Origin of the sequence: Pseudooceanicola antarcticus, from assembly GCF_900215355.1 — a bacterium.
In the GTDB taxonomy this organism is placed as follows: Bacteria; Pseudomonadota; Alphaproteobacteria; order Rhodobacterales; family Rhodobacteraceae; genus Pseudooceanicola; species Pseudooceanicola antarcticus.
The window spans coordinates 217,113-241,548 of the sequence record NZ_OBEA01000001.1; the positions used below are offsets into that span (position 1 = coordinate 217,113).

Consider the following 24,436-nt stretch of genomic DNA (forward strand, 5'->3'; position numbering starts at 1 on the left):
CTATGACGACTTACGCACTGAATGGCCTCGGCCGCATGGGCAAGCTGGCCCTGCGCCCGCTGCTGGACGCCGGGCTGAAGCTGGCATGGATCAACGACGCCACGGGCGACCCCGAGATGCATGCGCATCTGCTGGAATTCGATTCGGTCCATGGCCGCTGGGATGCCGAATTCAGCCATGACGCGGACAGCGTCACCGTGAACGGCACCCGCCTGCCCTTCATAGGCACCAGCCGGATCGAGGATCTGCCCCTGGACGGCGTGGACGTGGTCATCGACTGCACCGGCGTCTTCAAGTCGGCCGACAAGCTGGCCCCCTATTTCGCCGCCGGGGTGAAGAAGGTGGTGGTCTCGGCCCCGGTCAAGGACGGGCGGCATGCCAATATCGTCTATGGCGTGAACCACGACATCTACGACCCCGCGGAGCATGACATCGTGACGGCGGCCAGCTGCACCACCAATTGCCTCGCGCCGGTGGTCAAGGTGATCCACGAGGGGCTGGGCATCAGGCATGGCTCGATCACCACGATCCATGACGTGACCAACACCCAGACCATCGTCGACCGGCCCGCCAAGGACCTGCGCCGGGCGCGCTCGGCGCTGAATGCGCTGATCCCGACCACCACCGGCTCGGCCAAGGCGATCACCCAGATCTTCCCCGAGCTGACGGGCCGCCTCAACGGCCACGCGGTGCGAGTGCCCCTGCTCAATGCCTCGCTGACCGACTGCGTCTTCGAGGTCGCGCGCGAGACCTCTGCCGAAGAGGTCAACGCCCTGCTGCAAGCCGCCGCCGAAGGGCCCCTGAAAGGCATCCTCGGCTACGAGACCCGTCCGCTGGTCTCGACCGATTATCTGAATGACGCGCGCTCTTCGATCGTGGACGCGCCGTCGACCATGGTTGTGAGTGGTACCCAGGTAAAGATCTACGCCTGGTATGATAACGAGTGGGGCTACGTCCATCGCCTGGTGGACGTAGCCCAAATGGTCGGAGATTCCCTGTGACCGCGCAGAGGCCCGAGGGCCTCTCTGCCTATGTCGCGGTGACGGCGGCCTATTGGGCCTTCATGCTCTCGGACGGGGCGCTCAGGATGCTGGTGCTGTTGCACTTCCATACGCTGGGTTTCTCGCCGGTGCAGCTGGCCTATCTCTTCCTGCTTTACGAGCTGGCGGGGATCGTCACCAACCTCTCGGCGGGCTGGATCGCGGCCCGGTTCGGGCTGACGCGGACGCTCTACGCGGGGCTTGGGTTGCAGGTGCTGGCGCTGCTGGCGCTGGCGCGGCTCGATCCCTCCTGGGCGCTCTGGAGCTCGGTCGCCTATGTGATGGCGGTGCAGGGGGCCTCGGGCGTGGCCAAGGACCTGGCGAAGATGTCGTCGAAATCCGCCGTGAAACTGCTGGCCCCCTCGGGAGAGGGCGGTCTCTTCCGCTGGGTGGCGGTGCTGACCGGATCGAAGAACGCGGTGAAGGGCGCGGGCTTCCTGCTGGGCGCGGCCCTGCTTGGCCTCTGGGGCTTCACCGCCTCTGTGCTGGGCATGGCCCTGATCCTGGGGGCGATCCTGGCGGGGGTGGCCCTTTTCATGCCCGGCGGTCTGCCCGGTGGCAAGAAAGGCACCAAGTTCTCCGAGGTCTTCTCGAAGGATGCAAACGTCAACTGGCTGAGCTTCGCCCGCGTGTTCCTCTTCGGCGCGCGCGACGTGTGGTTCGTGGTCGGCATCCCGATCTACTTCTACGCCGTGCTCTCGGATGGGTCAGAGGCGGGCAACCGCGCCGCCTTCTTCACCATCGGCACCTTCATGGCTGTCTGGACGATCCTCTACGGTGCCGTGCAGGCCTATGCGCCGAAACTGCTGCGCGCGGGCACGCGCCCCGAAGGTGAGCTGGTGCAGGCGGCGCGGCACTGGGTGGGCGCGCTGATCGCCCTGCCCGCCCTGCTGGCGGCGCTGGTCGCCCTGGCCGGAGAGCCGCAGCTATGGCTCACCGTCACGCTGATCACCGGGCTTCTGGTCTTCGGCGCGGTCTTCGCGGTGAATTCCTCGCTGCACTCCTACCTGATCCTGGCCTTCACCAGCGGAGAGCGGGTCACCATGGACGTGGGCTTCTACTACATGGCCAATGCGGCGGGGCGGCTTCTGGGCACTCTGCTTTCGGGGCTCAGCTACCAGCTGGGCGGCCTGCCCGCCTGCCTCGGCACGGCGGCGGTGCTGCTGGCGCTCAGTTGGCTGGGGGCCGGTCGTCTGACCAGCCCCGCCGAGGCCCAGCCCGCCTAGACCGGCGCGCCCTCGCGGGCCCGCATCCGCGCGGCCAGCAGGTGGACCAAAGCGCCCATCCCGTAGAGCGTGACCGAGAACAGCACCAGGCCGGCGAAATCCATCGCGCCGGTCATCGCCAGCAGGATCGGCGTGCCGGTCAGGTTGCCCAGGTTGCCCATCTGCGCCAGCACCCCGTTCGACAGCGCGCGGTCACCCGCCTCGGCGTTGATCTGGGGCACGGCGGCGAAGGAGCCGCTCTGCATGAAGCCCATGGCGATGAACAGCAGCGCCGGCACCCAGACGGTGCCCGGCATGAGCACCAGAAGCACCACCGACAGCGCCGCCATCACGAAGCCCAGCACCGCCACCGGCACCGCCCGGTAGAGCTTCAGCGCCAGCGTGCCCAGCGTCAGCGCCGAGATGATCCCGACCAGCGGCAGCAGGATCATCTGCATGTCGCGCGTGGCCTCGGGCAGGAAGGAGGGCAGCACGGTCATCAGCGCCACGAAGTTGATGGCATAGAAGAGCCAGCCCACCCCCGGCGCGGCAATCCACGCAGAGGTATAGGCCGCCCGGTGCCGGCGGGCGATCACCCCCAGCGTCAGCCGTTCAGCCGGATGGGCCACGGCGCCATCGGCGAGCTTGCGGTCGTCGGGCAGCAGCACCAGCAGCACCGCCGCCATGACCAGCAGGAAGCCCGCGTGGCTGCCCAGCACCAGCGGCACACCGCCCGCGCCCAGCATCCAGGGCCCGAAGGCGGCGTAGAGCGCGAAGGTGACGCCGAAGTAGGTGCCCCATATGGTCATCGCCATGGGACGCGAGCGCTCGTCGGTGATCTCGGCCATCAGCGTCGGCGCGGCGACGACGATGGCCAGATGGGCCAGCCCCTCGAGCCCGCGCAGCGCCAGCATGACCGGCAGCGGCGGCATGAAGGCCTGAAGGCCCGACAGCAGCGCGCCCAGCACCAGCCCGCCGATCAGCGTGCGCCGGAAGCCGACGCGGGTCACCACCATGCCCGCCAGCAGGCCCAGCAGGACCCCCATCAGCGAAACCAGAGAGACGAGGAAACCGGCAGCGGCCCCGGCCTCGGGGTAGGCGGCCTCCCAGGCGGGGAAGAGGACAGAGACCTTGCCGAACTGCGCCGCCGCCCCCATGCCGGTGACGAAAAGCGCCGCCACGCGAATCCAGGTGATCACTCGGCCACGTCCTTCAGATCCATGCGGCCCGGAATCTCGTCCCGCTTGGTGCCGGCGCCTTCCCAGCTGTCGATGGCCTCCATGGCCTCTTCGGCGGTCTCGACGAACTTGAAGAGATCCATGTCCTCGGGCGAGATGGTGCCCGCCTCGACCAGCGCCTCGAAGTTGATGACGCCTTCCCAGAAGGCACGTCCGAAGAACAGGAAGGGCTGACGCTCCATCCGGCCGGTCTGGATCAGGGTCAGCGCCTCGAAGGTCTCGTCCAGGGTGCCGAAGCCGCCGGGGAAGACGCAGATGGCGCGGGCGCGCATCAGGAAGTGCATCTTGCGGACGGCGAAATAGTGGAAGTTGAAGCAGAGCTCGGGGGTGACGTATTCGTTGGGCACCTGCTCGTGCGGCAGCACGATGGACAGGCCGACCGAATGGCCGCCCGCCTCGGCAGCGCCCTTGTTGCCGGCCTCCATCACGCCGGGGCCACCGCCGGTGCAGACCACCCAGTCGCGCCCGCCGCTGGCCTTGGACTTCTCGGTGACCAGGGCGGCGAAACGCTCGGCCTCGGAGTAGTAGCGCGACAGCTTCGCCATCGGATGCCCCTCGGGCGCCACGCCGGGCGCCCGGATGCGTGCGCCGCCGAAGAGCACCACGGTCGAGTTGATGCCGGCTTCGTCCAGCGCCAGCTCGACCTTCATCAGCTCCAGTTGCAAGCGGACCGAGCGCATCTCGTCGCGCAGCAGGAACTCTTCGTCCGCATAGGCCAGCCGGTAGCTGGGAGAGACGGTCTGCGCCGTCTGCGGCACTTCGCTGGCGGTGGCGCGGTCGCTTTCGGCATCGCGGAAACGGGAATGGCGGGTGTCGTCGGTCATGTGCTTTCCTTCAATCACCCGCCATGCCTAGCGCAGGCAGGGGGCAGGCACCATGGGGGATGGTCAGATAGCGGGCGGCGGATAGTGAACCGAGAGGATTTGCAGCCAAAGCATGTTCAGCAGCGGCCCCAGCACCACCACCTGCACCGCAAGGGCCACCAGCAGCGCCAGCACGACACGCGGCGACCGCCCCGAGGACAGCCAGAGCAGCAGCAACGTCGCGGACAGCAACAGGATCGGCACGACGTAATGGTCGATGGCATGGAGCCAGCCCATCAGCGGCGGCTCCTCGGTCGGGAAATCGCTCATGAAGGCATAGCCGTCGGTCAGGGCGAAACCGATGTAGGTGGTCAGGGTCGAGACCACAAGGGTGACGATCCCCATGAAGACCTCGATCACCACGATGAACTTCGCCACGTGCGACAGCCTCTCCTGCCCGCCCGTCAGGCGCAGCAGGGCCCAGAACACCACCGCCACGATGCCCGCCATGAGCAGCAGGTCCATCGCCCCGATGGCCATGGCGAAGATGTCGAACTGGCCGCCGTCGGCCTGCTCGCCATTGTCGAAGACGACCCTGTTGAAGGCCAGCATCACCACAACGACCTGCAGGTAGAACCCCAGAAGCTCGGGCAGGCCGATCTCCTCGACCAGCCGGCGGTAGAACTGCCGGGGTGTCTCGACCGCGAAGACGATGATGTTGAAGAACGACCTGTAGGTCTCGATCAGCTTTTCCAGCATGAGAGAAATCCATTCGTCAGAGAATGGGCCGAGAATACCCGACCACCCCCTCCGACCAAGGCATTTCCTTCGCCAATGGCCCCCATCCGGTCGCAGCGCGCAATTGCGATGCGGGCGGCAAGGCCCTATACCGCGCTGAACCTCGTATTTACCGCCTGACTTTCCCGGAGGAAGACATGTCCAACGCCCAGCTCGAAGCTGCCATCGAAGCCGCCTGGGAGGCGCGCGACCAGATCACCCCCGCCACCACCGGCGAAACCCGCGAAGCCATCGAGGACACGCTGAACGCGCTCGACTCGGGCAAGCTGCGCGTCGCCGAGAAGGGCGAGGACGGCAACTGGGTCGTCAACCAGTGGGCCAAGAAGGCCGTTCTGCTGGGCTTCCGCATCAAGGACATGGAACAGCACGACGGCGGCCCGCAGGGCTCCGGCTGGTGGGACAAGGTCGACAGCAAGTTCAAGGGCTGGGGCGACAACCAGTGGAAGGCCGCGGGCTTCCGCGCCGTGCCGAACGCCGTTGTCCGCAAGTCGGCCTTCATCGCGCCGGGCGTGGTGCTGATGCCCTCTTTCGTCAACCTGGGCGCCTATGTCGACAGCGGCACCATGGTCGACACCTGGGCCACCGTCGGCTCCTGCGCGCAGATCGGCAAGAACGTGCATATCTCGGGCGGTGCCGGCATCGGCGGCGTGCTTGAGCCCCTGCAGGCCGGCCCCGTCATCATCGAGGACAACTGCTTCATCGGGGCCCGCTCCGAAGTGGCCGAGGGCGTCATCGTGCGCGAAGGCTCGGTTCTGGGCATGGGTGTCTACTTGGGCCAGTCCACCAAGATCTTCGACCGCGAAACCGGGGAGGTCTCCTACGGCGAAGTGCCGCCCTACTCGGTCGTGGTCTCGGGCTCGCTGCCCTCGAAGAACGGCGTGAACCTCTATTGCGCGGTGATCGTGAAGCGCGTGGACGAGCGCACCCGCTCGAAGACCGGCGTCAACGAGCTGCTGCGCGACTGATCGCGCCAACCATGGTGACAGATCGGGCCCGTCTCCTGCCAGGAGGCGGGCCCTTTGCATGGGCGGAACTTTTTGCCGCCCCGCGCGTTCGATCCGCAAGCGGGCATCAGGTCCGCCAACGGATAGGAGAGACGACAATGGAAGGTATCGGCTGGCTGCTGGCCCTCATCCTCGGTGCCCTGGCGGGCTGGATTGCCGAGAAGATCATGAATTCCAACATGGGGCTTCTGATGAACATCGTCATGGGCATCATCGGTGCCCTCGTCGGTAACTTCCTGCTCTATGCCATCGTCGGCAGCACCCTGGGCGGCATCCTCGGACAGATGATCGTCGCCGTGCTGGGCGCTTGCCTGCTGATCGCCATCGTGCGCGGCCTGCGCAGGGCCTGACACATGGTCTGACCCGGGGGCGTCGCCCCCGACCCGGCTTCGGGTCCCTAGTTTAAGACGAAACACCGCCCGCGCCGGAAGGCTGCGGGCGGTTCTGGTTTCGGGCCTACTGCCTGGCAAGGCCAGCACGGCCTCAGGGCAGGTTTGGCGGGCGATAGCTGCTGCGCTCTTTCAGACGGGTCTGCACCGAGGGATGCAACTGCGCGCCTTCGGGGATCTTGCGATAGGCCCCCAGCGGCCAGGTCAACCCGAGGAAGCGCTTGCCCGGTGCCGCGCGGTCGCGGCCCGGCACCAGCTCGAAGGGCCACCAACCCGCCGTCAGGGATTCGTGGGCATCCGCCGTGGCATCCGGCGCGACGTACTTGGTGTTCTTGTGGCTGCCCAGCACCAGCCGGTTCACGGTCCGGGTCACGTACTTGAGCCCCAGCTTGCGGGATTCGGTGATCATCCAGGACAGGGGCAGCTTGCCCAGCTGGCTTTCCGCTTCGGGGTAGCCGCCACCGACATCCCCATGCGCCCCGGCAAACCACATCTCCTTCACGTCCTGCGGCGTGCCCGTGCCCGGCTCGGTGAAGGGCTTGCGCACCTCGCAGTCCTCGCCCCAGAGCGTGGCACGATACATCCGGCGGCGCTCGTCGATGGCCACCGCGTGGCGCACCGCCAGCACCGAGGGGTTGTTGGAGGTATAGGCATAGGTCACCGCGCCCGGCAGCAGCCCGCGCGGCTCGATCACCGAGGCGACGGTATCCAGCAGCATCAACCCGGCGATCTGCACCTTCTGCGGGTTCAGCGCGCGATCATGTAGCCGGATCTCGGCGAAGGCGTCCTCTCCGCGCTGGCGACCGATGTTCTTGTAGGCGCGATAGGCGTATCCCAGCAGGTTGAGCTGCACCGGAGACATCATCCCGAAGGCATGCAGAAACCCCGCCAGCACCCGCGCCGTGTAGGCGCCACGGGAAAAGCCCATGATCCAGATGCGGTCGCCGGCCTCGTGGTCGTAGGTCTGGCAGAGGAAGCGGTAGGCCTCCTTCACGTTGCCATCCAGGCCAAGGCCGGTGGCCATGCCGAAGATCTCGGAGGCCTTCTGGCGCAGCCGCGACCACGAGCCCTCGGCGCCGAAGGTGCCGACGCCCGGATCGTACCAGACGACCTGGTCCTCGGATTTCTCGAGACAGCCGTAGAGGCGCAGCACATTGGTACGCCGTTCCTTGATCTGGTTGCCGGTCCCGTCGAACAGGATCACGATGTTCTTTGCCATGTCGCCCCCCCAGGCTCTCCATCCGGTCAGCCTAGCCTGCCGGGGCCGCCGGACGAAGTGGGGAATAGCGCTCTTTACTCAGACGCGCCTTTCTGGCAGGCCCGCGCGCAACAGGAGATGCCGCGATGAGCAAAGAGAAGAAGGCGCCGAAGCGCCAGCAGGTCTATACGCTGGTGGTCGAAGTGGGCCGCACCAAGGACGACGGTCTGCCCGAGGGCAGCACCGGTGCCGCGCTGATGTGCTATGCCTCAGGCGTCGACGAGGCCGAGGCCGTGCGGGAAACCGTGGCCATCCTGAAGCAGGCCGACCTGGCACCGCTGGATGTCACCGGCTACGGCACGCTGGAAGATCGTCTCGAGCTGGGCCACGAGGTCGATCAGGAAGAGCGCGACCTGATGGCCCGCGCTGCCGAGGAAAACTCGGTCATCGTGGCGCAGATGACGCCCTTCTTCAGCGAGGAAGAGGCAGAGCGCGGCGGCCAGCTGCCCAACTGATCTTCCGGGTAAACGCGGCTCAGGCGGCGCGATGGCTGGCCAGCATCCGCGCCTCGTAGTCGCGCAGCACCGGCAGGGCGTGGCCCTCCTGCTGCGGCAGGCGAGAGCGCTGGTAGCCGGCCAGCAGGCTGGCCTCGACCAGGGCGGCAGAGCGCCGCAGCCGGCCCACGTGCAGGCTTTCCATCGCCGCGCCGCAGATCCCCAGCAATTGCTGATCCGGCAGCAGGATCTGGTGCAGGGTCACCAGCGGGCCGCTCTCGGCCATCATCGCGGTGCCGTCGGGGATCATGTGCCGGGCCGCGACCAGCACGGCGTTGGTGCGGAAGAGGTGCTCGACCTCGGCCCCGGAGGTGACCACGCGCTGCCCGGCGGCGACCAGCACGTCGCGGCTGAGCCCGTGATGCGGCGCAAAAAGCTGCACCGGACGGAAGAGACCGCGCGCCGGCAGGCTGCGCCGCACGGCGGCCAGCACCGGCACCGCCCCCTCGCCCGGTATCAGCACCAGGTCGCCCCGCCGCAGGTCCTCGATCGCGCGCCGTCCCTCCGGCGTGTCGACGCAGGTGCCCCCCGCGAGGCCGGGCATCGGCCCGATGGGTTCGATCGAATCCGACAGGGCCAGGAAATCCACCGTGGCATCCAGCACCTCGGGCCCCGGCGCCAGCACGGCGCGGCTCAGCCCATCCATCGGCAGCGCCACCGGATCGGCCAGGGCGGCGGCCAGCGGCGCGGCGTCACGCTCTGGCCGTTCGACCACCAGCCGCGCGGCGCCGGTGCTGCAATCCCAGGAAAAGATCACCCGCAGACGCTCGGCCCGTTCGGTCACGGGCACCGTCAGCGTGCATCGGCGCTGCTTGCTGCCGCGCACCAGCTCCAGCACCATCTCGCCGCCCGGCGCCAGCCAGAGCGACAGCCGCCCCGAGACCGGATGACGGACGGGCATGTCGATGAGGGCGGTCAGTTCGGCCGGATCGGCCGTCTCGATCTCGGCCAGCAAGGTGCCGCGGCCCAGGAGCTCGGCGGGCCCGGAAGCGCGCAGCAGGCTGCCGGCCGGCGCGGCGCCACGCGCGGCCAGGGCACCGGCGTCCGGACAGGAAATGGCGACCCACCCCATCCTCAGCCCGGCAGAAGCGCCCGCGCGCTTCCGCTCCTATGCCTGATTGCCCTTGCCAGGACCGGCCTCCTGCTCTTGCGCGGCGCGCCTCAGGGCGCCGTTCTTGAAAACAGAATCGCATTCCCCGAGGCGCAGGTAAAGCCGATATGGTGGGCAAGGACGCGAATTGCCCCACATTTACCTTGATTTCGGGGTATTCCCCCGCGCGCAGAGGCGCCGGGACCCGCCACGTCCCTCTTTGCTTCACGCGGGAAAGGCGCTAGCCATTCGCCAGAACGAAGGAGACCCCATGTCCGCCCCCACCCCCGTCGATCCCGTTGCCCTCACGGCGGATCTGATCCGCTGCCCCTCTGTCACGCCGGAAGAAGGCGGTGCGCTGCAACACCTCCAGACACTGCTTGAAGGGGCGGGCTTTGACTGCACGCGAGTGGATCGCGGCGGGGTCAGCAACCTCTTTGCCCGCTGGGGCAAGAAGGGCGCGGCGCGGACCTTCGGCTTCAACGGCCATACCGACGTGGTGCCCGTGGGCGACGCGGCCGCCTGGACCGCCGATCCCTTCGGCGCCGAGGTGCGCGAGGGCCGCATGTATGGCCGGGGAGCCACCGACATGAAATCGGGCGTGGCCGCCTTTGCCGCCGCCGCCGTGGATTTCGTCCGCCAGACCCCGCCCGACGGCGCCGTGGTGCTTGCCATCACCGGCGATGAGGAAGGCGATGCAATCGACGGCACCACCGCGCTGCTCGACTGGATGCAGTCCGAGGGCGAGACCATGAGCCATTGCCTGGTGGGCGAACCCACCTGCCCCGCGACCATGGGCGAGATGATCAAGATCGGCCGCCGCGGCTCGATGACCGCCTGGTTCACGGCCACCGGCAAGCAGGGCCATTCAGCCTATCCGCACCGCGCCAAGAACCCGCTGCCCGCCATGGCGCGGCTGATCGACCGGCTGGCCAGCCACGAGCTGGACCAGGGCACCGACCACTTCGATCCCTCGACGCTGGCCGTGGTGCAGTTCGACACCGGCAACGGGGCGACCAACGTGATCCCCGCGCAATGCCGCGCCGCGGTGAACATCCGCTTCAACGACCTCCATTCCGGCGCCAGCCTCAGCCAGTGGCTGCGCCGCGAGGCCCAGGATGTCAGCCGCATGTTCGATATCGTCATTGAGACCGAGATCAAGGTCTCGGGCGAGGCCTTCCTGACCCCGCCGGGCGAGCTGTCCGACCTGGTTGCCAAGGCCGTCGAGGCCGAGACCGGGGTGACGCCCGAGCTCTCGACCACCGGCGGCACCTCGGATGCGCGCTTCGTCAAGGATCTCTGCCCGGTGGTCGAGTTCGGCCTGGTGGGCGAGACCATGCACCAGGTCGACGAGAACGTGCCGGTGGAGCAGATCACCCAGCTCAAGGGCATCTACGCCCGCATCCTGGCGGATTACTTCGCATGAGCCTGCACGTCGAGGTCGTGGCCGACCCGGCCCCCTGTTTCGCCCTGCGCGAAGAGGTCTTCATCCAGGAGCAGGGCTTCGCCCCGGAAGAGGAATGGGATGACCTGGACGCCGGGGCCGAGCATCTGCTGGCCACCCGCGACGGCACGGCCATCGGCACCGCCCGCCTGCTGAAGGAGCCGGGCGCAGGCCGCATCGGGCGCATCTGCGTCAGGAAATCGGCGCGCGGCACCGGGCTGGGCGCAGAACTCGTGCGCGCCGGCATCGCCCGGCTTGCAGAGCAGGGTTTCACCCGCATCGTGCTGGGGGCCCAGGTCCGCGCCATGGGCTTCTACGAAACGCTGGGTTTCACCCCCTGCGGCGAGGTCTATGACGACGGCGGCGTGCCGCACCGCGAGATGGCGCTGGTCCTGCGGGACTAGGCGCAACGCCGCTGCCGGGCGCCGGGGGCTCCGCCCCCCGCGGCCAAGGGGGCTCGATGCCCCCGCGGGCGCGTGCCCGCCTGCAAGACGCCGGCGGACAGCGGCCCTGGCCCCCGCGTCGCGGCCCCTGCGTGACCCGTGCGTTTTCGCAATGACCCGCCCTTCTACCCGTGGTAGATCTCGGCCATGGCACAGCTTCCCTCCCGGCAGGAGATCCTCGACTGGATCTCGGAAAATCCCACTCAGACAGCCAAGCGCGACATCGCCAAGGCTTTCGGCATCAAGGGCGCCGCCCGCATCGACCTCAAGCGCCTGCTGAAGGAGCTTGAAGACGAGGGCGTGCTGGAGAAGCGCAAGAAGACCTACCGCGACCCCGACCGCCTGCCGCCGGTCTCGGTGCTGCTGGTCAATGCGCCGGACGCCGATGGCGACCTGACCGCCAAGCCGCTGGAGTGGCAGGGCGAGGGCCCCGAGCCCACCGTGCACATGGTGACCCGCGCCTCTGACCCGGCCCTCGGCTCGGGCGACCGCATCCTGGCCCGCGTCACCCCCCTGGAAGGTGAGAACGCCTACGAGGCGCGGCTGATCCGCAAGATCGGCTCGAACCCGCTGCGCCTGCTGGGGGTGTTCCGCGCCGGATCGGAAGGCGGACGGATCGTGCCCATCGACAAGGGCAACGACAAGGAATGGATGGTGCCCGAGGGGGCCACCCATGGCGCGAAGGACGGAGAGCTGGTCGAAGGCGAGCAGGCCGGGCCGCGCGCCCGCATGGGCCTGCCGAAGGCCCGCATCGTCGCCCGCCTGGGCGATCCGACCGCGCCGCGCGCCGTCTCGCTCATTGCCATCCACCAGCACGGCATCCCCGATGCCTTCCCCGACGAGGTCATCGCCGAGGCCGATGCCCAGAAACCCGCGGGCCTCTCGGGCCGTGAGGACCTGCGCGAGCTGCCGCTGGTCACCATCGACCCCAGCGATGCGCGCGACCACGACGACGCCTGCTATGCAGAGGCGGACCCCGATCCCAAGAACCCCGGCGGCCATATCCTGTGGGTCGCCATCGCCGACGTGGCCCATTACGTCACCCCCGGCTCGGCCCTGGACCGCGAAGCCAAGCGGCGCGGCAATTCCAGCTACTTCCCCGACCGCGTCGTGCCGATGCTGCCCGACCGGCTGTCGGGCGACCTCTGCTCGCTGCATGAGGGCGTGCCGCGCGCCTGCCTGGCCGTCCGCATGGTGCTGGACCGCCACGGCAAGAAGCTGCGCCACGACTTCCACCGGGCCCTGATGCGCTCTGCCGCCTCGCTGGCCTACGAAGAGGTGCAGGCCGCCATCGACGGCGACGCCAACGACAAGACCGGCCCCCTGCTGGAGCCGGTCATCAAGCCGCTCTACGAGGCCTACGCCGCCCTCAAGGCCGCGCGCGAGGCCCGCCAGCCGCTGAACCTGGATCTGCCCGAGCGCAAGATCGAGCTTTCCGAGGCCGGAGAGGTCACCTCGGTCAACTTCCGCGAACGCCTCGACGCCCACAAGATGATCGAGGAATTCATGGTGCTGGCCAATGTTGCCGCCGCCGAGACGCTGATCGCCAAGGGCTCTCCGCTGCTCTTCCGCGTCCACGAGGAACCCTCGCCCGAGAAGCTGAATTCCCTGCGCGAGACCGCCGATGCGGCGGGCTACAAGCTGTCCAAGGGGCAGGTGCTGCAGACCGCGCATCTGAACCGCCTGCTGGACCAGGCCGCCGGCACCGATCAGGCCGAACTGATCAACATGGCCACCCTGCGCTCGATGATGCAGGCCTATTACGCGCCGGTGAACTTCGGCCACTTCGGCCTGGCGCTGCAGAACTACGCGCATTTCACCTCGCCGATCCGGCGCTACGCCGACCTCGTGGTACACCGCGCGCTGATCAACGTGCATCGCTGGGGCAAGGACGGACTCAGCGCCCAGGACATCGAGAACCTGGAACAGACCGCCACCCATATCTCGGAAACCGAGCGCCGCTCGATGATGGCCGAACGCGACACCACCGACCGCTACCTCGCCGCCTACCTGGCCGAGCGTATCGGGCAGGAATTCACCGGCCGTATCTCGGGCGTGGCGCGCTTCGGCGCCTTCGTGCGCCTGGACGAGACCGGCGCCGACGGGCTGATCCCGATCCGCTCTCTCGGGCAGGAGTTCTTCCACTTCGACCGCGAGGCGATGACCCTCATGGGCTCTCAATCGGGCATGCTGATCGAACCGGGCATGCGCGTCACCGTGCGCCTGGCCGAGGCCGCGCCGGTCACCGGCGGGCTCGAGCTCGAGCTGCTGGAGCTTCAGGGCGACAAGGTCACGCCGGGCCCGCGCCGTGGCCACGGCGGACGCGGCGGCCCGCGCAAGAGCTTCGGCCCCGGCAAGGGACCGGGCAAGGGCAAGCCGAAGGGCAACCCCAAGCGCAAGCTGGTGCGCGCCAAGGCCAAGTCCGACAAGGTCAAACGCAAGATCACCCGCAACCGGTAAAGCCCGCCTCCGCGATCTGCCGCCGGTCGTGACGCCACCCCGCGTCCGGCGCTTTCGCGGTGACCGCTTTCCGGCTAGACTGTCTGCAAAGAAGAAAACAGAGCAGTCGGATCCACCCCATGCGCGCATTCTCCAAGGCCGCCGCCCTTTTCCTGCTTGCCTGCGCCCTGCCCGGCGCGGGGCTGGCCCAGGCCGGGGCGCCGCAGACCTCGCTTCGCCCCCTCGCCCGACCCGTCCCCGAGGGTGTGCCCGCCACCCGTGCGATTCCCGTCAGCCGCAACGCGGCGGTGGTGGTACCGGGGGTGACCCTGGCCGTGTCCAGCTCGCTGCGCCCGCAGCTGCGGCCGCGCGATCTCGGCACCGCCTCCACCTCTGCGCCGCAGGCCCAGCCCGTGGCCTCCAACCCCGGTTTCGAGGCCTGGAAACGCGGCTTCCGGGGCCGCGCCATGGCACAGGGGATCACGGCTGCCACCTTCGACCGCGCCTTCCGCGGCGCCCGCTTCATGCCGGATGTCATCAAGAAGGACCGCAACCAGTCGGAATTCACCAAGTCGATCCAGGACTACATGGAGGGCGCGGTCTCGGACAGCCGGGTGCGCAACGGCCGGCGCGCCTACGGGCAGCAGTCGCGGCTCTTCTCGCGGATCGAACGCAGCTACGGCGTGCCGGGCCGCTACATCGCGGCGATCTGGGGGCTCGAGACCGCCTATGGCTCCTACCGGGGCAAGACACCGCTGATCTCTTCCATGGCGACGCTGGCCTATGAAGGGCGGCGCGGGCGTTTCTACGAGGCGCAGCTGATCGCCCTGCTGAAGGTGGTGCAACACGGCGATTCCACGCCCGAGAACATGCAGGGAAGCTGGGCCGGGGCCTCGGGTCACACCCAGTTCATGCCCACCTCCTACCTCAGCTACGCCGTCGACTTCACCGGCGACGGGCGGCGCGACATCTGGGCGGAAGATCCCTCCGACAGCCTGGCCTCCTCGGCCAACTACCTGTCGCGGCACGGCTGGAAGGCCGGGCAGCCCTGGGGCCTCGAGGTGGTGCTGCCGCAGGGCTTCGACTATTCGCTGAGCAATGGACCCGAGAAGATGCCCTCGGCCTGGGCGCGCCTCGGCGTGCGCCCGGCGCGGGGCGAGCTGCGCGACTACGGCCAGGCGCGGCTGCTGCTGCTGGCGGGGGCCAAGGGCCCGGCCTTCCTGGTCTTCGACAATTTCGACGTGATCAAGCGCTACAACAATGCCGACACCTACGCCCTGGCGGTCGGCATCCTGGGCGACAGGATCGCCGGTGCCGGCGACATCACCCGCCCCTGGCCCGCCGGAGAGCGGATGCTCAAACGCGATGAGCGGATCGAGCTGCAACAACGCCTGCAGGCGCGGGGCTACGACACCGGCGGCATCGACGGCATCCTGGGCAGCCGCTCCATCGCCGCGATCCGCGCCTACCAGCGCCGGGCCGGGATGCTGCCCGACGGGCACCCCTCGGTTGCCCTGCTGACGCGCCTGCGCCGCTAGGCCCCCTTACTCCCATCCGATGGCCACAAATACTGTGGGGGGAGCCTCATCGGGGGCGTCGAGCCCCCGCCGAGGCGGGGGGCAAAGCCCCCCCTGCCCTACCTCAGGCCTTCGCGCGCGATCTGCGCGGCCAGCGCGGCCACCGCCTGGGCCCGCGCGCCCGCAATCGCGGCGGGGCCTTCGCCTGCCACCGGAACCACGATATCGAAGAGCCCGGACCGCCCCGCAGCAGCGCTGTCAGGCGCCACGAAGTACTGCCCCGACAGCACGAAGGTGCCATCGCCCTCGGCCAGCATCTGCTCGACCCGCACATCCAGCCGCGCCTGGGCGCGGTCGGCAAAGGGCCAGGGCTCCGAGGCCACCTGGGCACCGGAAATCCGCGCCAGCATCCGTGCCAGCTCAAGGCTCATGCCGCGGGCGGGAAGATCGGCCCAGAGCTCTCCTCCCTCCGCCATGACGGAGCCATCCGCCTGCCGCACCGCGATCTGCTGCCGCCCGGCGTAATCTGGCAGCGAGACCTCGAGCACCTCGACCGAGGCAAAGCCGATACGCTGCGAGGCCAGCGCCCCGGAGGCGACCTGGGGAACGGTATAGAAGCGCTCGTCCTTGGCGCAGCCCGCCAGGGCAAGAAGGGCAAGCGCCCCGACAGTCAGGCCTTTGATTACATGGCGCATGGTCATCTCCCGAAGAGGATGGAATTGGGATTGCGTTCAAGCTCGCGTGCCAGGGCGGCAAGCGCAGAGGCGGCGCGGTTCACTTCGCGCAGGGCATCGCGCAGCTCGCGGCCGACACCGGCCTCGGTATCATAGCCGCGCAGGGTGGTCTGGGCGCGACTGAGCACGCCCCGCGCCTGTTCCAGCAGGGCCGGCAACCCTTCGGCCGCCCCCTCGATGGAGCCCGCCGCATCGCGGGCAGAGGCCAGGGTTTCGTTCAGGTTGGCCACCACGCCGCCCTCGCGCAGCTCGTCCAGCACGGCACGCAGCGACTCCAGCGCCTCGCCCATCTGGCCGGGCAGCGCCTTCGCGCCCTCGGTGCCCAGCACCGCATCGGCGCTGTCCATCAGCGCCTGCAGGCTTTCGGCCAGCTCATCCAGCGGCACATCGGCGGCATTGGCGGCCAGGGTATCGATCTTCTCGACCACGCCGGGCACACCGGAAACCGCGCCCTCGACGCCCGCGGCCGCGGCAGAGACCCCGTCCAGCGCTTCAGAGAGCTTGCGCGCCGCCTCCTCGGTGTTGAGCGCGGCCAGCAGCGCCTCGGCCTGGTCGGCAATCGCGCCCACCTGGGCCGGCAGCGCCTGCAGCTCTTCCGAGCCGATGACCTCGCGCGCATCGCCCAGAAGCGCCCGCACGTCGCCCGGCACGGCGTTCAGATCCTCGCTGCCCGCCAGCCCGCCGATATTGTCGAGCGTATTGATGGCGCTGTCGATCAGCTCTTCGATCTTCAGGTTGTTGATGCGCTCGAAGACCCCTTCGGCAGAGGCCGAGACATCCGAAATCCGCCCCGGCGCGGTCGGGAAGACCGGGTTCGGCTCGGCGTCCCGGTCCAGCGCCGCAGGCGCGGCACCGGGGATCTCGGCCAGCTCGACCTTCAGCCCGCCGGTCAGGATGGAGGCCGTGGCCAGCCGCGCCCGCAGCCCGTCTTCCTCGATCCGTGCCGCGAAGAAGTCGAGCGGGCTCAGCGGCGGCCCGTTCTTGTCGAGCCCCAGCCGGGCAGGCTGGATCTGCAGCGTCGTGGTCATCCTGACCCGGCTGTCACCGAATTGCACCGGATCGACGAGACCCGAAATCGCCTCGACCCGCCCGATGCGCAGCCCGCCATAGGTCACCGGCGCATCCACGGACAGGCCCGAGACGTTCTCTTCAAAGACCGCCGTCACGCTGATCGGCGGCGTCTCGCCCTCGCCGAAGGCCGAGGCCCGCGCCGCGCCCTCGTCGGCATAGACGGTGAAGACCGTCCCCGGATCGACAGGCGACCCGCCCGAGACGACGGTGTTGAAGGCCACGCCCCCGGAGAGCAGCGAGGCGACGGAGGAGAAGTCGATATTGGCCCCGTTGGGCCCCAGCGAGAACTCGAAACCCGAGGTATCCCAGAACCGCGTCGCAGAGGTGATCATCCGGTCGTGGGGCGCGTAGATCATCGCATCGGCCTCGATGGTCGAGCCGTCCTCGCTGACCTCGGCGCGGCCCAGGTGGCCGACCTCGATGCCGCGGAACTCGATGGGCACATCGCTGGTCAGGGCACCCTGCGACGTGGCGCGCAGGCGGATGCGCAGCCCGTCGCGGCCGTCACGGTTCAGGGGCGGCTGTGCCAGCCCCTCGAAATGCTCCATGGTCTGGCTGGGCTCGCTGTCCCAGAGGCCTACGAGGTAGACCCCCGACAGCACCGTACCAAGGCCCGTCACGCCGCGCGCGGTGACCTGCGGGCGCACGATCCAGAACTGCGAATCCCGGTCGACGAAGGGCGCCACGTCCTTGTCGATGCGGATGAAGACCTGCACCTTGTTCAGCCCATGGCTGAAGCCCACCTTCTCGACCACGCCGACGGCCACGTCGCGGTAGCGCAGCTCGGTCTCTCCGGCGGCGACGCCCTCGGCATTGGCGAAGGAGACCTCGATCAGCGGCCCCCGGTCGGCATAGGAATGCCAGGCCACGCCAAGCGCGATGGCCAGCGCCAGCAGCGGCAGCAGCCAGACCAGCGAGACCCGCTCGGCCCATGTCCGCCGGTTGCTCTGCAGCTTGCTCTGGGGAATGTCGGGGGGCAGGTCGGTCATGTGACGGGGTCTTTCAGCGAGGGGGCGGTCCGGGGCATCTCGTCCTCGGCGTCCCAGATCAGGCGGCTGTCGAAGGCCATGGCAGAGAACATGGTGCAGATCACCGAGAGCGCGAAGTAGAAGCTGGCCGGCCCCGGCCGGACCGCGACCACGGCGCCCAGTTGCACCAGTGACGAGAGGATGGCGACGACGAAGACGTCGATCATCGACCAGCGGCCGATGTATTCGACCACCTCGTGCAGCTGCTGGCGGCGCGCCGGCGCCATGCGGCTGCCGTGGCGCACGCCGAAGGCCAGGGCGGCAATGGTGACGAACTTGGCCACCGGGATGCCGACCGAGGCCAGTAGGATGACCAGCGCGATGCCGTAGCTGCCATGGCGCGCGAGCTCGAGCGCGCCGCCGACGATGGTGTTCTCGGCCTCGCTCGACAGGGTGCGGGTGATCAGCATCGGGTAGAGATTGGCCGGCAGGTAGAACATCAGCCCCAGCACCCACCAGGCCCAGACGTTCTGCAGCGCCATGGGATGACGGCTTTGCAGCCGCCGTCCGCAACGCGCGCAGCGCGACTGGGTGCGCGGCCAGACCCGGCCGCAGCGCGTACAGGCGCAAAGGCCCATGTCCCTGGCAGAGCTCATCTGCGCACCTCCCGGTCGAGGCTCTTCCACACCGAGTGGCGGCAGGTCAGCCCGTCCTGCACCGGCACCAGAATCACCAGCAGGGCGAAGATCCAGAAGGCGGCCCCGAACTCGACCCGCGCCAGGTCGGTGACCTTGATCAGCGCGACGGCGCAGCCGATGGCAAAGACCTCGGCCATGGACCAGGGCCGCAGGGCCTCGGACAGGCGGAAGGCCTGGATGGCGCCGGGAAAGGGCGCCCGGTCGCGCACCAGCGGCAGAAGCACGTAGATCGACAGCACCGCCCGCAGCGCCGGGATGAAGACGATGAGCGCCGCCAGCAAGAGCGACAACGCGGCAAAGAGCGGCGAGCTGGAGAAGGCCAGCGCCGCATCAAGGATCGAACTCGCATGGGCCAGCCCGGCGCGGCTGATGCGCAGGAAGGGCAGGCTGGTGGCGGTGACGGCCAGGATCAGAACCGCCAGGCAGACCGCGATGATCTGCTTGCCCGCCGATTTGCGCGGCGCGATCAGCACATGGTCACAGCGCAGGCAGACCGCCCGTTGCCCCGGCGCGGGCTCGACCTCGCGCTGCACGGCGTCGCATCGCGGGCAGGCGATGAGATCGGCAAGCGGGTCACGGGGGACCGGGGCGGCAGGGCTGTCGGGCATCGGCTCAAACTGCTGGAAATACAGGGGTGATCTAGCCTCACCACCTTTGGGGTCAAATGGCAAGCACGGGACCCTGTGCCGCCTGCCGCGCAAGCGAAAGGCAACCTTTCCCTGGCAGAGCTGCGGAGCTACGCACAACAGCGCCGCGGATTCTGCGCGTCAGGCCTTGCACCCGCCGTGCCCTGCGTTAGCGTCCGCGCGACGCAGGAGACGAACATGACGACCCCAGACTTCGACGAGATCATCGACCGCCGCGGCACCCATTCGGCCAAGTGGGACGGGATGGAGGCCTATTACGGCGTCTCCCCCGACGACGGGCTGCCCATGTGGGTCGCCGACATGGACTTCCGCCCGCCCGCCTGCGTGACCAGGGCGCTGCAGGATTACATCGACCACGGGGTCTTCGGCTACTTCGGAGATGACGCGGCCTACCGGGCCTCCATCGGCTGGTGGATGCAGGAACGCCACGGCTGGCAGATCGACACCGGCGCCGTCTTCTCGACCCACGGGCTGGTGAACGGCACCGGGCTCTGCCTGCAGGCCTTCACCGAGCCGGGCGACGGAGTGGTTCTCTTCACGCCGGTCTACCACGCCTTCGCCCGCGTCATCCGCGCCGCGGGCCGCAAGGTGGTGGAATGCCCGCTGGCCCTCACCGAGGGCCGCTACGAGATGGACTTCGCGGCCTACGACGCGCAGATGACCGGCAACGAGAAGCTGCTGATCCTGTGCTCTCCGCACAACCCCGGCGGCCGGGTCTGGAGCGCGGAAGAACTGCGCGCGCTGGCCGATTTCGCCATCCGCCATGACCTGGTGGTGGTGTCGGACGAGATCCATTCGGATCTGATCCTGCCGGGCGCCAGGCATGTGCCCATGGCCGTGGCCTGCCCCGATATCTCGGACCGACTGGTGATGATGACCGCAACCACCAAGACCTTCAACCTGGCCGGTGCCCACGTGGGCAACGTGATCATCCACGACCCCGACCTGCGCCGCCGCTTCGAGACGGTGATGACGGCCAACGGGATCTCTCCCAATTCCTTCGCGCTGCATGCGGCCACCGCCGCCTATTCCCCCGAGGGCGCGGCCTGGGTCGAGGCGCTCTGCAACTACTTGGACGGCAACCGCAAGCTCTTCGACGAGGGCATCAACGCCATCCCTGGCGTGACCTCCATGAAGCTGGAAGGCACCTACCTGGCCTGGGTCGATTTCTCGGGCACCGGCATGGAGGCCACCGAGGTGCAGCGCCGGATCGAGAAGGACGCGAGGATCGCGGTGAACTACGGCGAAAGCTTCGGCCTCGGCGGCGAGACCTACCAGCGGTTCAACCTCGCCACCCCCCGCGCCCGCGTGGCCGAGGCGGTGGAACGGATGCAGAAGGCCTTCGCCGACCTGCAATGACGAGAGGGGGAAGGGGGCGCTGCCCCCATCTCCTGTGGAGATTCCCCCGCAGTATTTATGGCCGTCGGATAGACACAAGGGGCGCTTGATCCCATCCGATGGCTGAAAATACTGCGGGGGTGAATGGTGCCGGCACGGCGCCAGAGGGGGCAGAGCCCCCTGCCCGGCCCCGGAAAGGACCAGACCATGACCGATAGCGCGAAGCTGGATCACATCGTTGTCGCCGCCGCCGACCTGGACGCGGGTGTCGCCTGGGTTGAGCAACGGCTGGGCCAGGCCCTGCCTGCCGCCGGCGGCAAGCATCCCCTGATGGGCACCCACAACCGGTTGATGCGGCTGGGACAGGCCTCTTTCCTGGAGGTGATCGCCCCGGACCCCGACGCGCCGCGCCCCGCGCATCCGCGCTGGTTCGGGCTGGATAATCCGCCCGCGACCCCGCGCCTGGCCCATTGGCTGGTGCGCTGGCCCGGTCTGCCGGCGCTGCCTGCGGTCAACGGCCCGGCCATCCGCCAGCGGCGCGGCGATCTGAGCTGGCTGATCACCGTGCCCGAGGATGGCGCCCTGCCCCATGGCGGTGTCTTCCCGTCGTTCCTCGACTGGGAAATGGACGAGGCGGCGATCCCGCCCCGCGCCATGCCCTCGAAGGGGTTCGAGCTGACCGCGCTGCGCCTGCGCCACCCCGACGCGCCGCAACTCGCCCGAGACCTGGCGCCGATCCTGCAGGACCCGCGGGTCAGCTGGCACGCGGCGGAAGAGGTGGCGCTATCGGCCACGCTGACCGGGCCCGAGGGCGCTATCACCTTGTGAAAAAAGCAGAAAGGCGCGACCTCCGAACAGGAGATCGCGCCCGACTGAGGTAAGTCCGGGCAGCGTTTTCACGTCCCGTGACTTATGGCCACCCGAGGGAAATCAGGCGTCCTGTGCTTCTATCGCATGAGACCGGGGGAAAGTTCCACCACTTGCGATCTCGATCCTGCGAGGTTTCAGCGCTTCGGGCACTTCCCGCACCAGGTCGATGTGCAGCATGCCGTCGGCATGGGCCGCGCCGGTCACCCGCACATGATCGGCCAGCTGGAAGCGGCGCTCGAAGGCACGGGTGGCAATGCCGCGATGCAGGTAGCTGCGGCCCTTGTCCTCTTCACCCTTGCGGGCAGAGACGACGAGCGCACGGTCCTTCACCTCGACCGAGAGATCCGCGTCCGAGAACCCGGCCACGGCGATAGAGATGCGGTAGGCATCATCGGCGGTCTTTTCGATGTTGTAGGGCGGATAGCTCGGCTGGGCGACCTCGTTGGAGAGGACCCGGTCCATCATGTCGGCGAGCTGATCGAAGCCCACGGAAGCACGGTAAAGCGGAGCAAAGTCGAAATTACGCATTCTGGTCATCCTTCTTGAAGCGATAACGTCTGAAGTGGCCCTCCGTCTTGGACGGGCCGGAAGCGGGACCCTTCTGGCGTCCCGTGCAATTGATCTGGGGAGCGGAAAACCCGGTTTCAAGACCCTGGGATATCCGGGCGACAACAGGGCCGCAAAGGCAGCGAAGCGGGGTCTCTCCGGGCGCGCCGCGGGGCTCACTCCGGCGGGCGGATGAACTTTGCCCCGATGTCGCGGCGGCCACCGCCGACGGTGATGCGGCTGCTGCGCGGCGCCTCGGGCAGGCCATAGCCCTGCCCCGCCGCGAGCGCGGCCTTGAGCACGGCCAGCGGTTCTTCCAGCGCGGTGCCAAGGGCCACCCGCGATCCCTCGACCTCGGCCTTGGCCGAAACCACCGAAACGATTCGCGGCACGCCGCTGGAGAACGAGAAGATCGGCGCCCCGGACGAGCCGTAATCCACGTCGCAGGAGGTCACCAGGATGCCCTTCTGCCGCGCGATCACGTCGCAGATCTCTTGCAGGGAGGGCGCCTCTGAGCGGTCGAAGGCGTAGGAGACAATCGCCACCTTGTCCCCCGCCGTGGGGCGCATGTCGGTCTGGAAGGGGGTGACCTCGGTATTGCGAATGGGCTGGTAGAGCTCGAGCAGCGCCAGGTCGTTGCGCACCCGCTCGGTCGAGACCGCATCGGCGTAGACGTAATCAGGATGGGTCACCGCGCGGCGCACCTGCCGGTAGGCCGAGGCGCGGCCATTGCGCATGCCGGCCAGGAACTGGATCGTCTCGGGGTCGATCCTTGCGCCGGTGTCGCGCTGGTAGAGGCAATGCGCCGCCGTCAGCACCAGGTTCGGTGCCACCAGCGCCCCGGTGCAGAAGGCCAGGCCGCCGATATCCAGCCGCCCGACGCCTTCCCAGCCGCGCGAGGCATCGCCGGTGTCCAGCCGTTCCAATCGCGTATCCTGGGCCTGAAGGGGCAGGGCCAGGGTGAGCAGAAGCAGCAGGGCGGAAAGACGGAAGGGCATGGAATCTCCGGGCGGGTCGTCCCGGCAATCTGCCACCCGGTTTCGGCCAAAATGCGGCAAGTGCGGGATTTAATCGCGCAGGATCGGCACCGGCTGCGGCAGCGGATCGCCGGTCAACGCAGGCGGCTTCGGCCCGCCGGTCGCCCAGTCCAGCAGCTCGACCGAATGCACCACCGGCACCCCGGTGCCCGAGCCGATCTGCATCATGCAGCCGATATTGCCCGCCGCGATGACCTCTGGCTCCAGTACCTCCAGCGTCTTCACCTTGCGCGCTTTCAGCTGGCCCGAGATCTCGGGCTGCATCAGGTTGTAGGTGCCCGCCGAGCCACAGCATAGATGCGCATCCGCCGGCAGAAGCACCTGGAACCCCGCGCCCTTCAGCAGGGCCTTCGGCGGATCGGTCACCTTCTGGCCGTGCTGCAGGGAACAGGCGGCGTGATAGGCGACGCGCAGCCCTGCGGCCTCGTGGCCCGGGTCCACCTCGGGCAGGCCGATCTTCGCCAGCAGCTCGGTGATATCCATCGCCAACGCCGAGACCTGGGTGGCCTCTGCTGCCAGCTCGGTCTCGCGGAACATGTGCCCATAGTCCTTCACCGTCGTACCGCAGCCCGAGGTGTTGATGACCACCGCATCCAGCCCCTCGCCCTGCACCTCGGCCATCCAGGCGCGGATATTGGCGGCGGCGGCGGCATGGCTGTCCTTTTCGCGGCCCATGTGGTGGGTCAGCGCGCCGCAGCAGCCGGCGCCCTTGGCCACCACCACCTCGACGCCCAGGCGGCGCAGCAGGCGGATGGTGGCATCGTTGATATCGGTGTTGAGCGCCTTCTGCGCGCAGCCGGTCATCAGGGCCACGCGCATCTTGCGGGCCCCCTTCGCCGGAAAGCTCTGCGGCGCATCATTGGGCGAGACCGGTGGGATCTGTTTCGGCGCCATCTCAAGCATCGCGCGCAGGCGCGGATCGGGCAGCAGCCCCCGGAAGGGCCGCGCGATCTTGGCCCCCAGCATCGCCAGCCGGAAACGCCCCGGATAGGGCAGCACCTGCGCCAGCATCCAGCGCAGGGCGCGGTCGTGCCAGGGGCGGGTGTAGTGCTCTTCGATATAGGAGCGGGCGTGGTCGACCAGGTGCATGTAATGCACGCCAGAGGGGCAGGTTGTCATGCAGGCCAGGCAGGACAGGCAGCGGTCGATATGCTTGACGGTCTTCGCATCGGGCACACGCTCGTTTTCCAGCATGTCCTTGATCAGGTAGATGCGGCCGCGCGGGCTGTCCAGCTCATCGCCCAGCACCTGGTAGGTGGGGCAGGTGGCGGTGCAGAAGCCGCAATGCACGCAGGCGCGCAGGATCTTGTTGGCCGTCGCGGTTCCTGCGTCCTGCAACTGCTCTTCGGTGAAATTCGTCTGCAT

At 68.5% G+C, this 24,436-nt stretch carries 23 protein-coding genes; 11 read left to right on the plus strand and 12 right to left on the minus strand.

The genetic code is table 11. The features are described from left to right. Nucleotides 1-2: 2 nt before the first annotated feature. Together CRO50_RS01110 and arsJ are read left to right on the plus strand one after the other, a co-directional pair. Nucleotides 3-1,001, plus strand: coding sequence for an ArsJ-associated glyceraldehyde-3-phosphate dehydrogenase (locus CRO50_RS01110; protein WP_097144029.1), 999 nt, complete (start codon nt 3-5; stop codon nt 999-1,001). After that, nucleotides 998-2,266 (plus strand): organoarsenical effux MFS transporter ArsJ, encoded by a 1,269-nt coding sequence (gene arsJ, locus CRO50_RS01115; protein WP_097144030.1) that lies wholly within the window; start codon nt 998-1,000, stop codon nt 2,264-2,266. Before CRO50_RS01110 ends, arsJ begins: the two co-directional genes overlap by 4 nt. On the opposite strand, the gene CRO50_RS01120 is transcribed toward arsJ, so the two are convergent. The 3 genes from CRO50_RS01120 to CRO50_RS01130 all read right to left on the minus strand — a co-directional run bounded on the left by CRO50_RS01120 (nt 2,263) and on the right by CRO50_RS01130 (nt 5,045). Beyond that, nucleotides 2,263-3,444, minus strand: coding sequence for an MFS transporter (locus CRO50_RS01120; RefSeq protein ID WP_097144031.1), 1,182 nt, complete (start codon nt 3,442-3,444; stop codon nt 2,263-2,265). The two genes, arsJ and CRO50_RS01120, sit on opposite strands and share 4 nt — an antisense overlap. Continuing rightward, entirely contained in the window at nt 3,441-4,307 is an 867-nt protein-coding gene (locus CRO50_RS01125) for an LOG family protein (protein WP_097144032.1), read from the minus strand. Before CRO50_RS01125 ends, CRO50_RS01120 begins: the two co-directional genes overlap by 4 nt. A gap of 63 nt (nt 4,308-4,370) precedes the next feature. After that, entirely contained in the window at nt 4,371-5,045 is a 675-nt protein-coding gene (locus CRO50_RS01130; RefSeq protein WP_097144033.1) for a hypothetical protein, read from the minus strand. A gap of 176 nt (nt 5,046-5,221) precedes the next feature. Here CRO50_RS01130 and dapD point away from each other — a divergent pair, with 176 nt between their 5' ends. Continuing rightward, the gene (dapD, locus tag CRO50_RS01135) at nt 5,222-6,049 is read left to right on the plus strand and encodes a 2,3,4,5-tetrahydropyridine-2,6-dicarboxylate N-succinyltransferase (RefSeq protein WP_097144670.1); all 828 of its coding nucleotides are present in this window, start codon (nt 5,222-5,224) and stop codon (nt 6,047-6,049) included. A gap of 137 nt (nt 6,050-6,186) precedes the next feature. Then, nucleotides 6,187-6,438, plus strand: a complete 252-nt coding sequence (locus CRO50_RS01140; protein WP_097144034.1) for a GlsB/YeaQ/YmgE family stress response membrane protein — start codon at nt 6,187-6,189, stop codon at nt 6,436-6,438. A 133-nt stretch (nt 6,439-6,571) separates the two neighbouring features. Here the strand turns inward: CRO50_RS01140 and CRO50_RS01145 are convergent, their stop codons facing one another. Continuing rightward, nucleotides 6,572-7,696, minus strand: coding sequence for a DUF2235 domain-containing protein (locus tag CRO50_RS01145; protein WP_097144035.1), 1,125 nt, complete (start codon nt 7,694-7,696; stop codon nt 6,572-6,574). Nucleotides 7,697-7,821: 125 nt separating this feature from the next. Between CRO50_RS01145 and CRO50_RS01150 the strand changes: the two genes are divergently transcribed. Then, nucleotides 7,822-8,190, plus strand: coding sequence for a hypothetical protein (locus CRO50_RS01150; RefSeq protein ID WP_097144036.1), 369 nt, complete (start codon nt 7,822-7,824; stop codon nt 8,188-8,190). A gap of 19 nt (nt 8,191-8,209) precedes the next feature. Here CRO50_RS01150 and CRO50_RS01155 read toward each other — a convergent pair whose 3' ends face one another. Next, entirely contained in the window at nt 8,210-9,301 is a 1,092-nt protein-coding gene (locus CRO50_RS01155; RefSeq protein WP_097144037.1) for a Hint domain-containing protein, read from the minus strand. A gap of 289 nt (nt 9,302-9,590) precedes the next feature. Between CRO50_RS01155 and dapE the strand changes: the two genes are divergently transcribed. The 4 genes from dapE (at nt 9,591) to CRO50_RS01175 (ending at nt 15,183) form a co-directional block, all read left to right on the plus strand. Beyond that, the gene (dapE, locus tag CRO50_RS01160; protein ID WP_097144038.1) at nt 9,591-10,745 is read left to right on the plus strand and encodes a succinyl-diaminopimelate desuccinylase; all 1,155 of its coding nucleotides are present in this window, start codon (nt 9,591-9,593) and stop codon (nt 10,743-10,745) included. After that, a complete protein-coding gene (locus CRO50_RS01165) occupies nt 10,742-11,167 on the plus strand; it encodes a GNAT family N-acetyltransferase (RefSeq protein WP_097144039.1) in 426 nt (141 codons plus the stop codon). The genes dapE and CRO50_RS01165 overlap by 4 nt, the downstream gene beginning before the upstream one ends. A 186-nt stretch (nt 11,168-11,353) precedes the next feature. Continuing rightward, nucleotides 11,354-13,666 carry a ribonuclease R gene (rnr, locus tag CRO50_RS01170; RefSeq protein ID WP_097144040.1) on the plus strand — a complete coding sequence of 771 codons (2,313 nt, stop codon included), beginning with the start codon at nt 11,354-11,356 and terminating at the stop codon, nt 13,664-13,666. A 119-nt stretch (nt 13,667-13,785) separates the two neighbouring features. After that, on the plus strand, nt 13,786-15,183 hold the full coding sequence (locus CRO50_RS01175) for a lytic murein transglycosylase (RefSeq protein WP_097144041.1): 1,398 nt from the start codon (nt 13,786-13,788) through the stop codon (nt 15,181-15,183). Nucleotides 15,184-15,281: 98 nt separating this feature from the next. On the opposite strand, the gene CRO50_RS01180 is transcribed toward CRO50_RS01175, so the two are convergent. Genes CRO50_RS01180 through CRO50_RS01195 form a run of 4 tightly spaced genes read right to left on the minus strand, consistent with a single transcriptional unit; the run spans nt 15,282 to nt 19,241 of the window. Continuing rightward, the gene (locus tag CRO50_RS01180; protein WP_097144042.1) at nt 15,282-15,857 is read right to left on the minus strand and encodes a PqiC family protein; all 576 of its coding nucleotides are present in this window, start codon (nt 15,855-15,857) and stop codon (nt 15,282-15,284) included. A 2-nt stretch (nt 15,858-15,859) separates the two neighbouring features. Then, nucleotides 15,860-17,956 carry an MlaD family protein gene (locus tag CRO50_RS01185; protein ID WP_097144043.1) on the minus strand — a complete coding sequence of 699 codons (2,097 nt, stop codon included), beginning with the start codon at nt 17,954-17,956 and terminating at the stop codon, nt 15,860-15,862. Next, nucleotides 17,953-18,591 (minus strand): paraquat-inducible protein A, encoded by a 639-nt coding sequence (locus CRO50_RS01190; protein ID WP_232617782.1) that lies wholly within the window; start codon nt 18,589-18,591, stop codon nt 17,953-17,955. The genes CRO50_RS01185 and CRO50_RS01190 overlap by 4 nt, the downstream gene beginning before the upstream one ends. Continuing rightward, nucleotides 18,588-19,241: a paraquat-inducible protein A gene (locus CRO50_RS01195; RefSeq protein WP_097144044.1), complete on the minus strand. Its 654-nt coding sequence runs from the start codon at nt 19,239-19,241 to the stop codon at nt 18,588-18,590. The genes CRO50_RS01190 and CRO50_RS01195 overlap by 4 nt, the downstream gene beginning before the upstream one ends. A 216-nt stretch (nt 19,242-19,457) precedes the next feature. Between CRO50_RS01195 and CRO50_RS01200 the strand changes: the two genes are divergently transcribed. Together CRO50_RS01200 and CRO50_RS01205 are read left to right on the plus strand one after the other, a co-directional pair. After that, nucleotides 19,458-20,639, plus strand: coding sequence for a MalY/PatB family protein (locus CRO50_RS01200; RefSeq protein ID WP_097144045.1), 1,182 nt, complete (start codon nt 19,458-19,460; stop codon nt 20,637-20,639). A gap of 186 nt (nt 20,640-20,825) precedes the next feature. After that, a complete protein-coding gene (locus tag CRO50_RS01205; RefSeq protein WP_097144046.1) occupies nt 20,826-21,446 on the plus strand; it encodes a VOC family protein in 621 nt (206 codons plus the stop codon). A gap of 102 nt (nt 21,447-21,548) precedes the next feature. Here the strand turns inward: CRO50_RS01205 and CRO50_RS01210 are convergent, their stop codons facing one another. From CRO50_RS01210 to glcF, 3 genes are all read right to left on the minus strand, one after another. Then, nucleotides 21,549-22,016: an Hsp20 family protein gene (locus CRO50_RS01210; RefSeq protein WP_097144047.1), complete on the minus strand. Its 468-nt coding sequence runs from the start codon at nt 22,014-22,016 to the stop codon at nt 21,549-21,551. A gap of 194 nt (nt 22,017-22,210) precedes the next feature. Beyond that, the gene (locus tag CRO50_RS01215; RefSeq protein ID WP_097144048.1) at nt 22,211-23,032 is read right to left on the minus strand and encodes a trypsin-like serine peptidase; all 822 of its coding nucleotides are present in this window, start codon (nt 23,030-23,032) and stop codon (nt 22,211-22,213) included. 69 nt (nt 23,033-23,101) lie between these two features. Next, on the minus strand, nt 23,102-24,436 hold the full coding sequence (gene glcF, locus CRO50_RS01220; protein ID WP_097144049.1) for a glycolate oxidase subunit GlcF: 1,335 nt from the start codon (nt 24,434-24,436) through the stop codon (nt 23,102-23,104).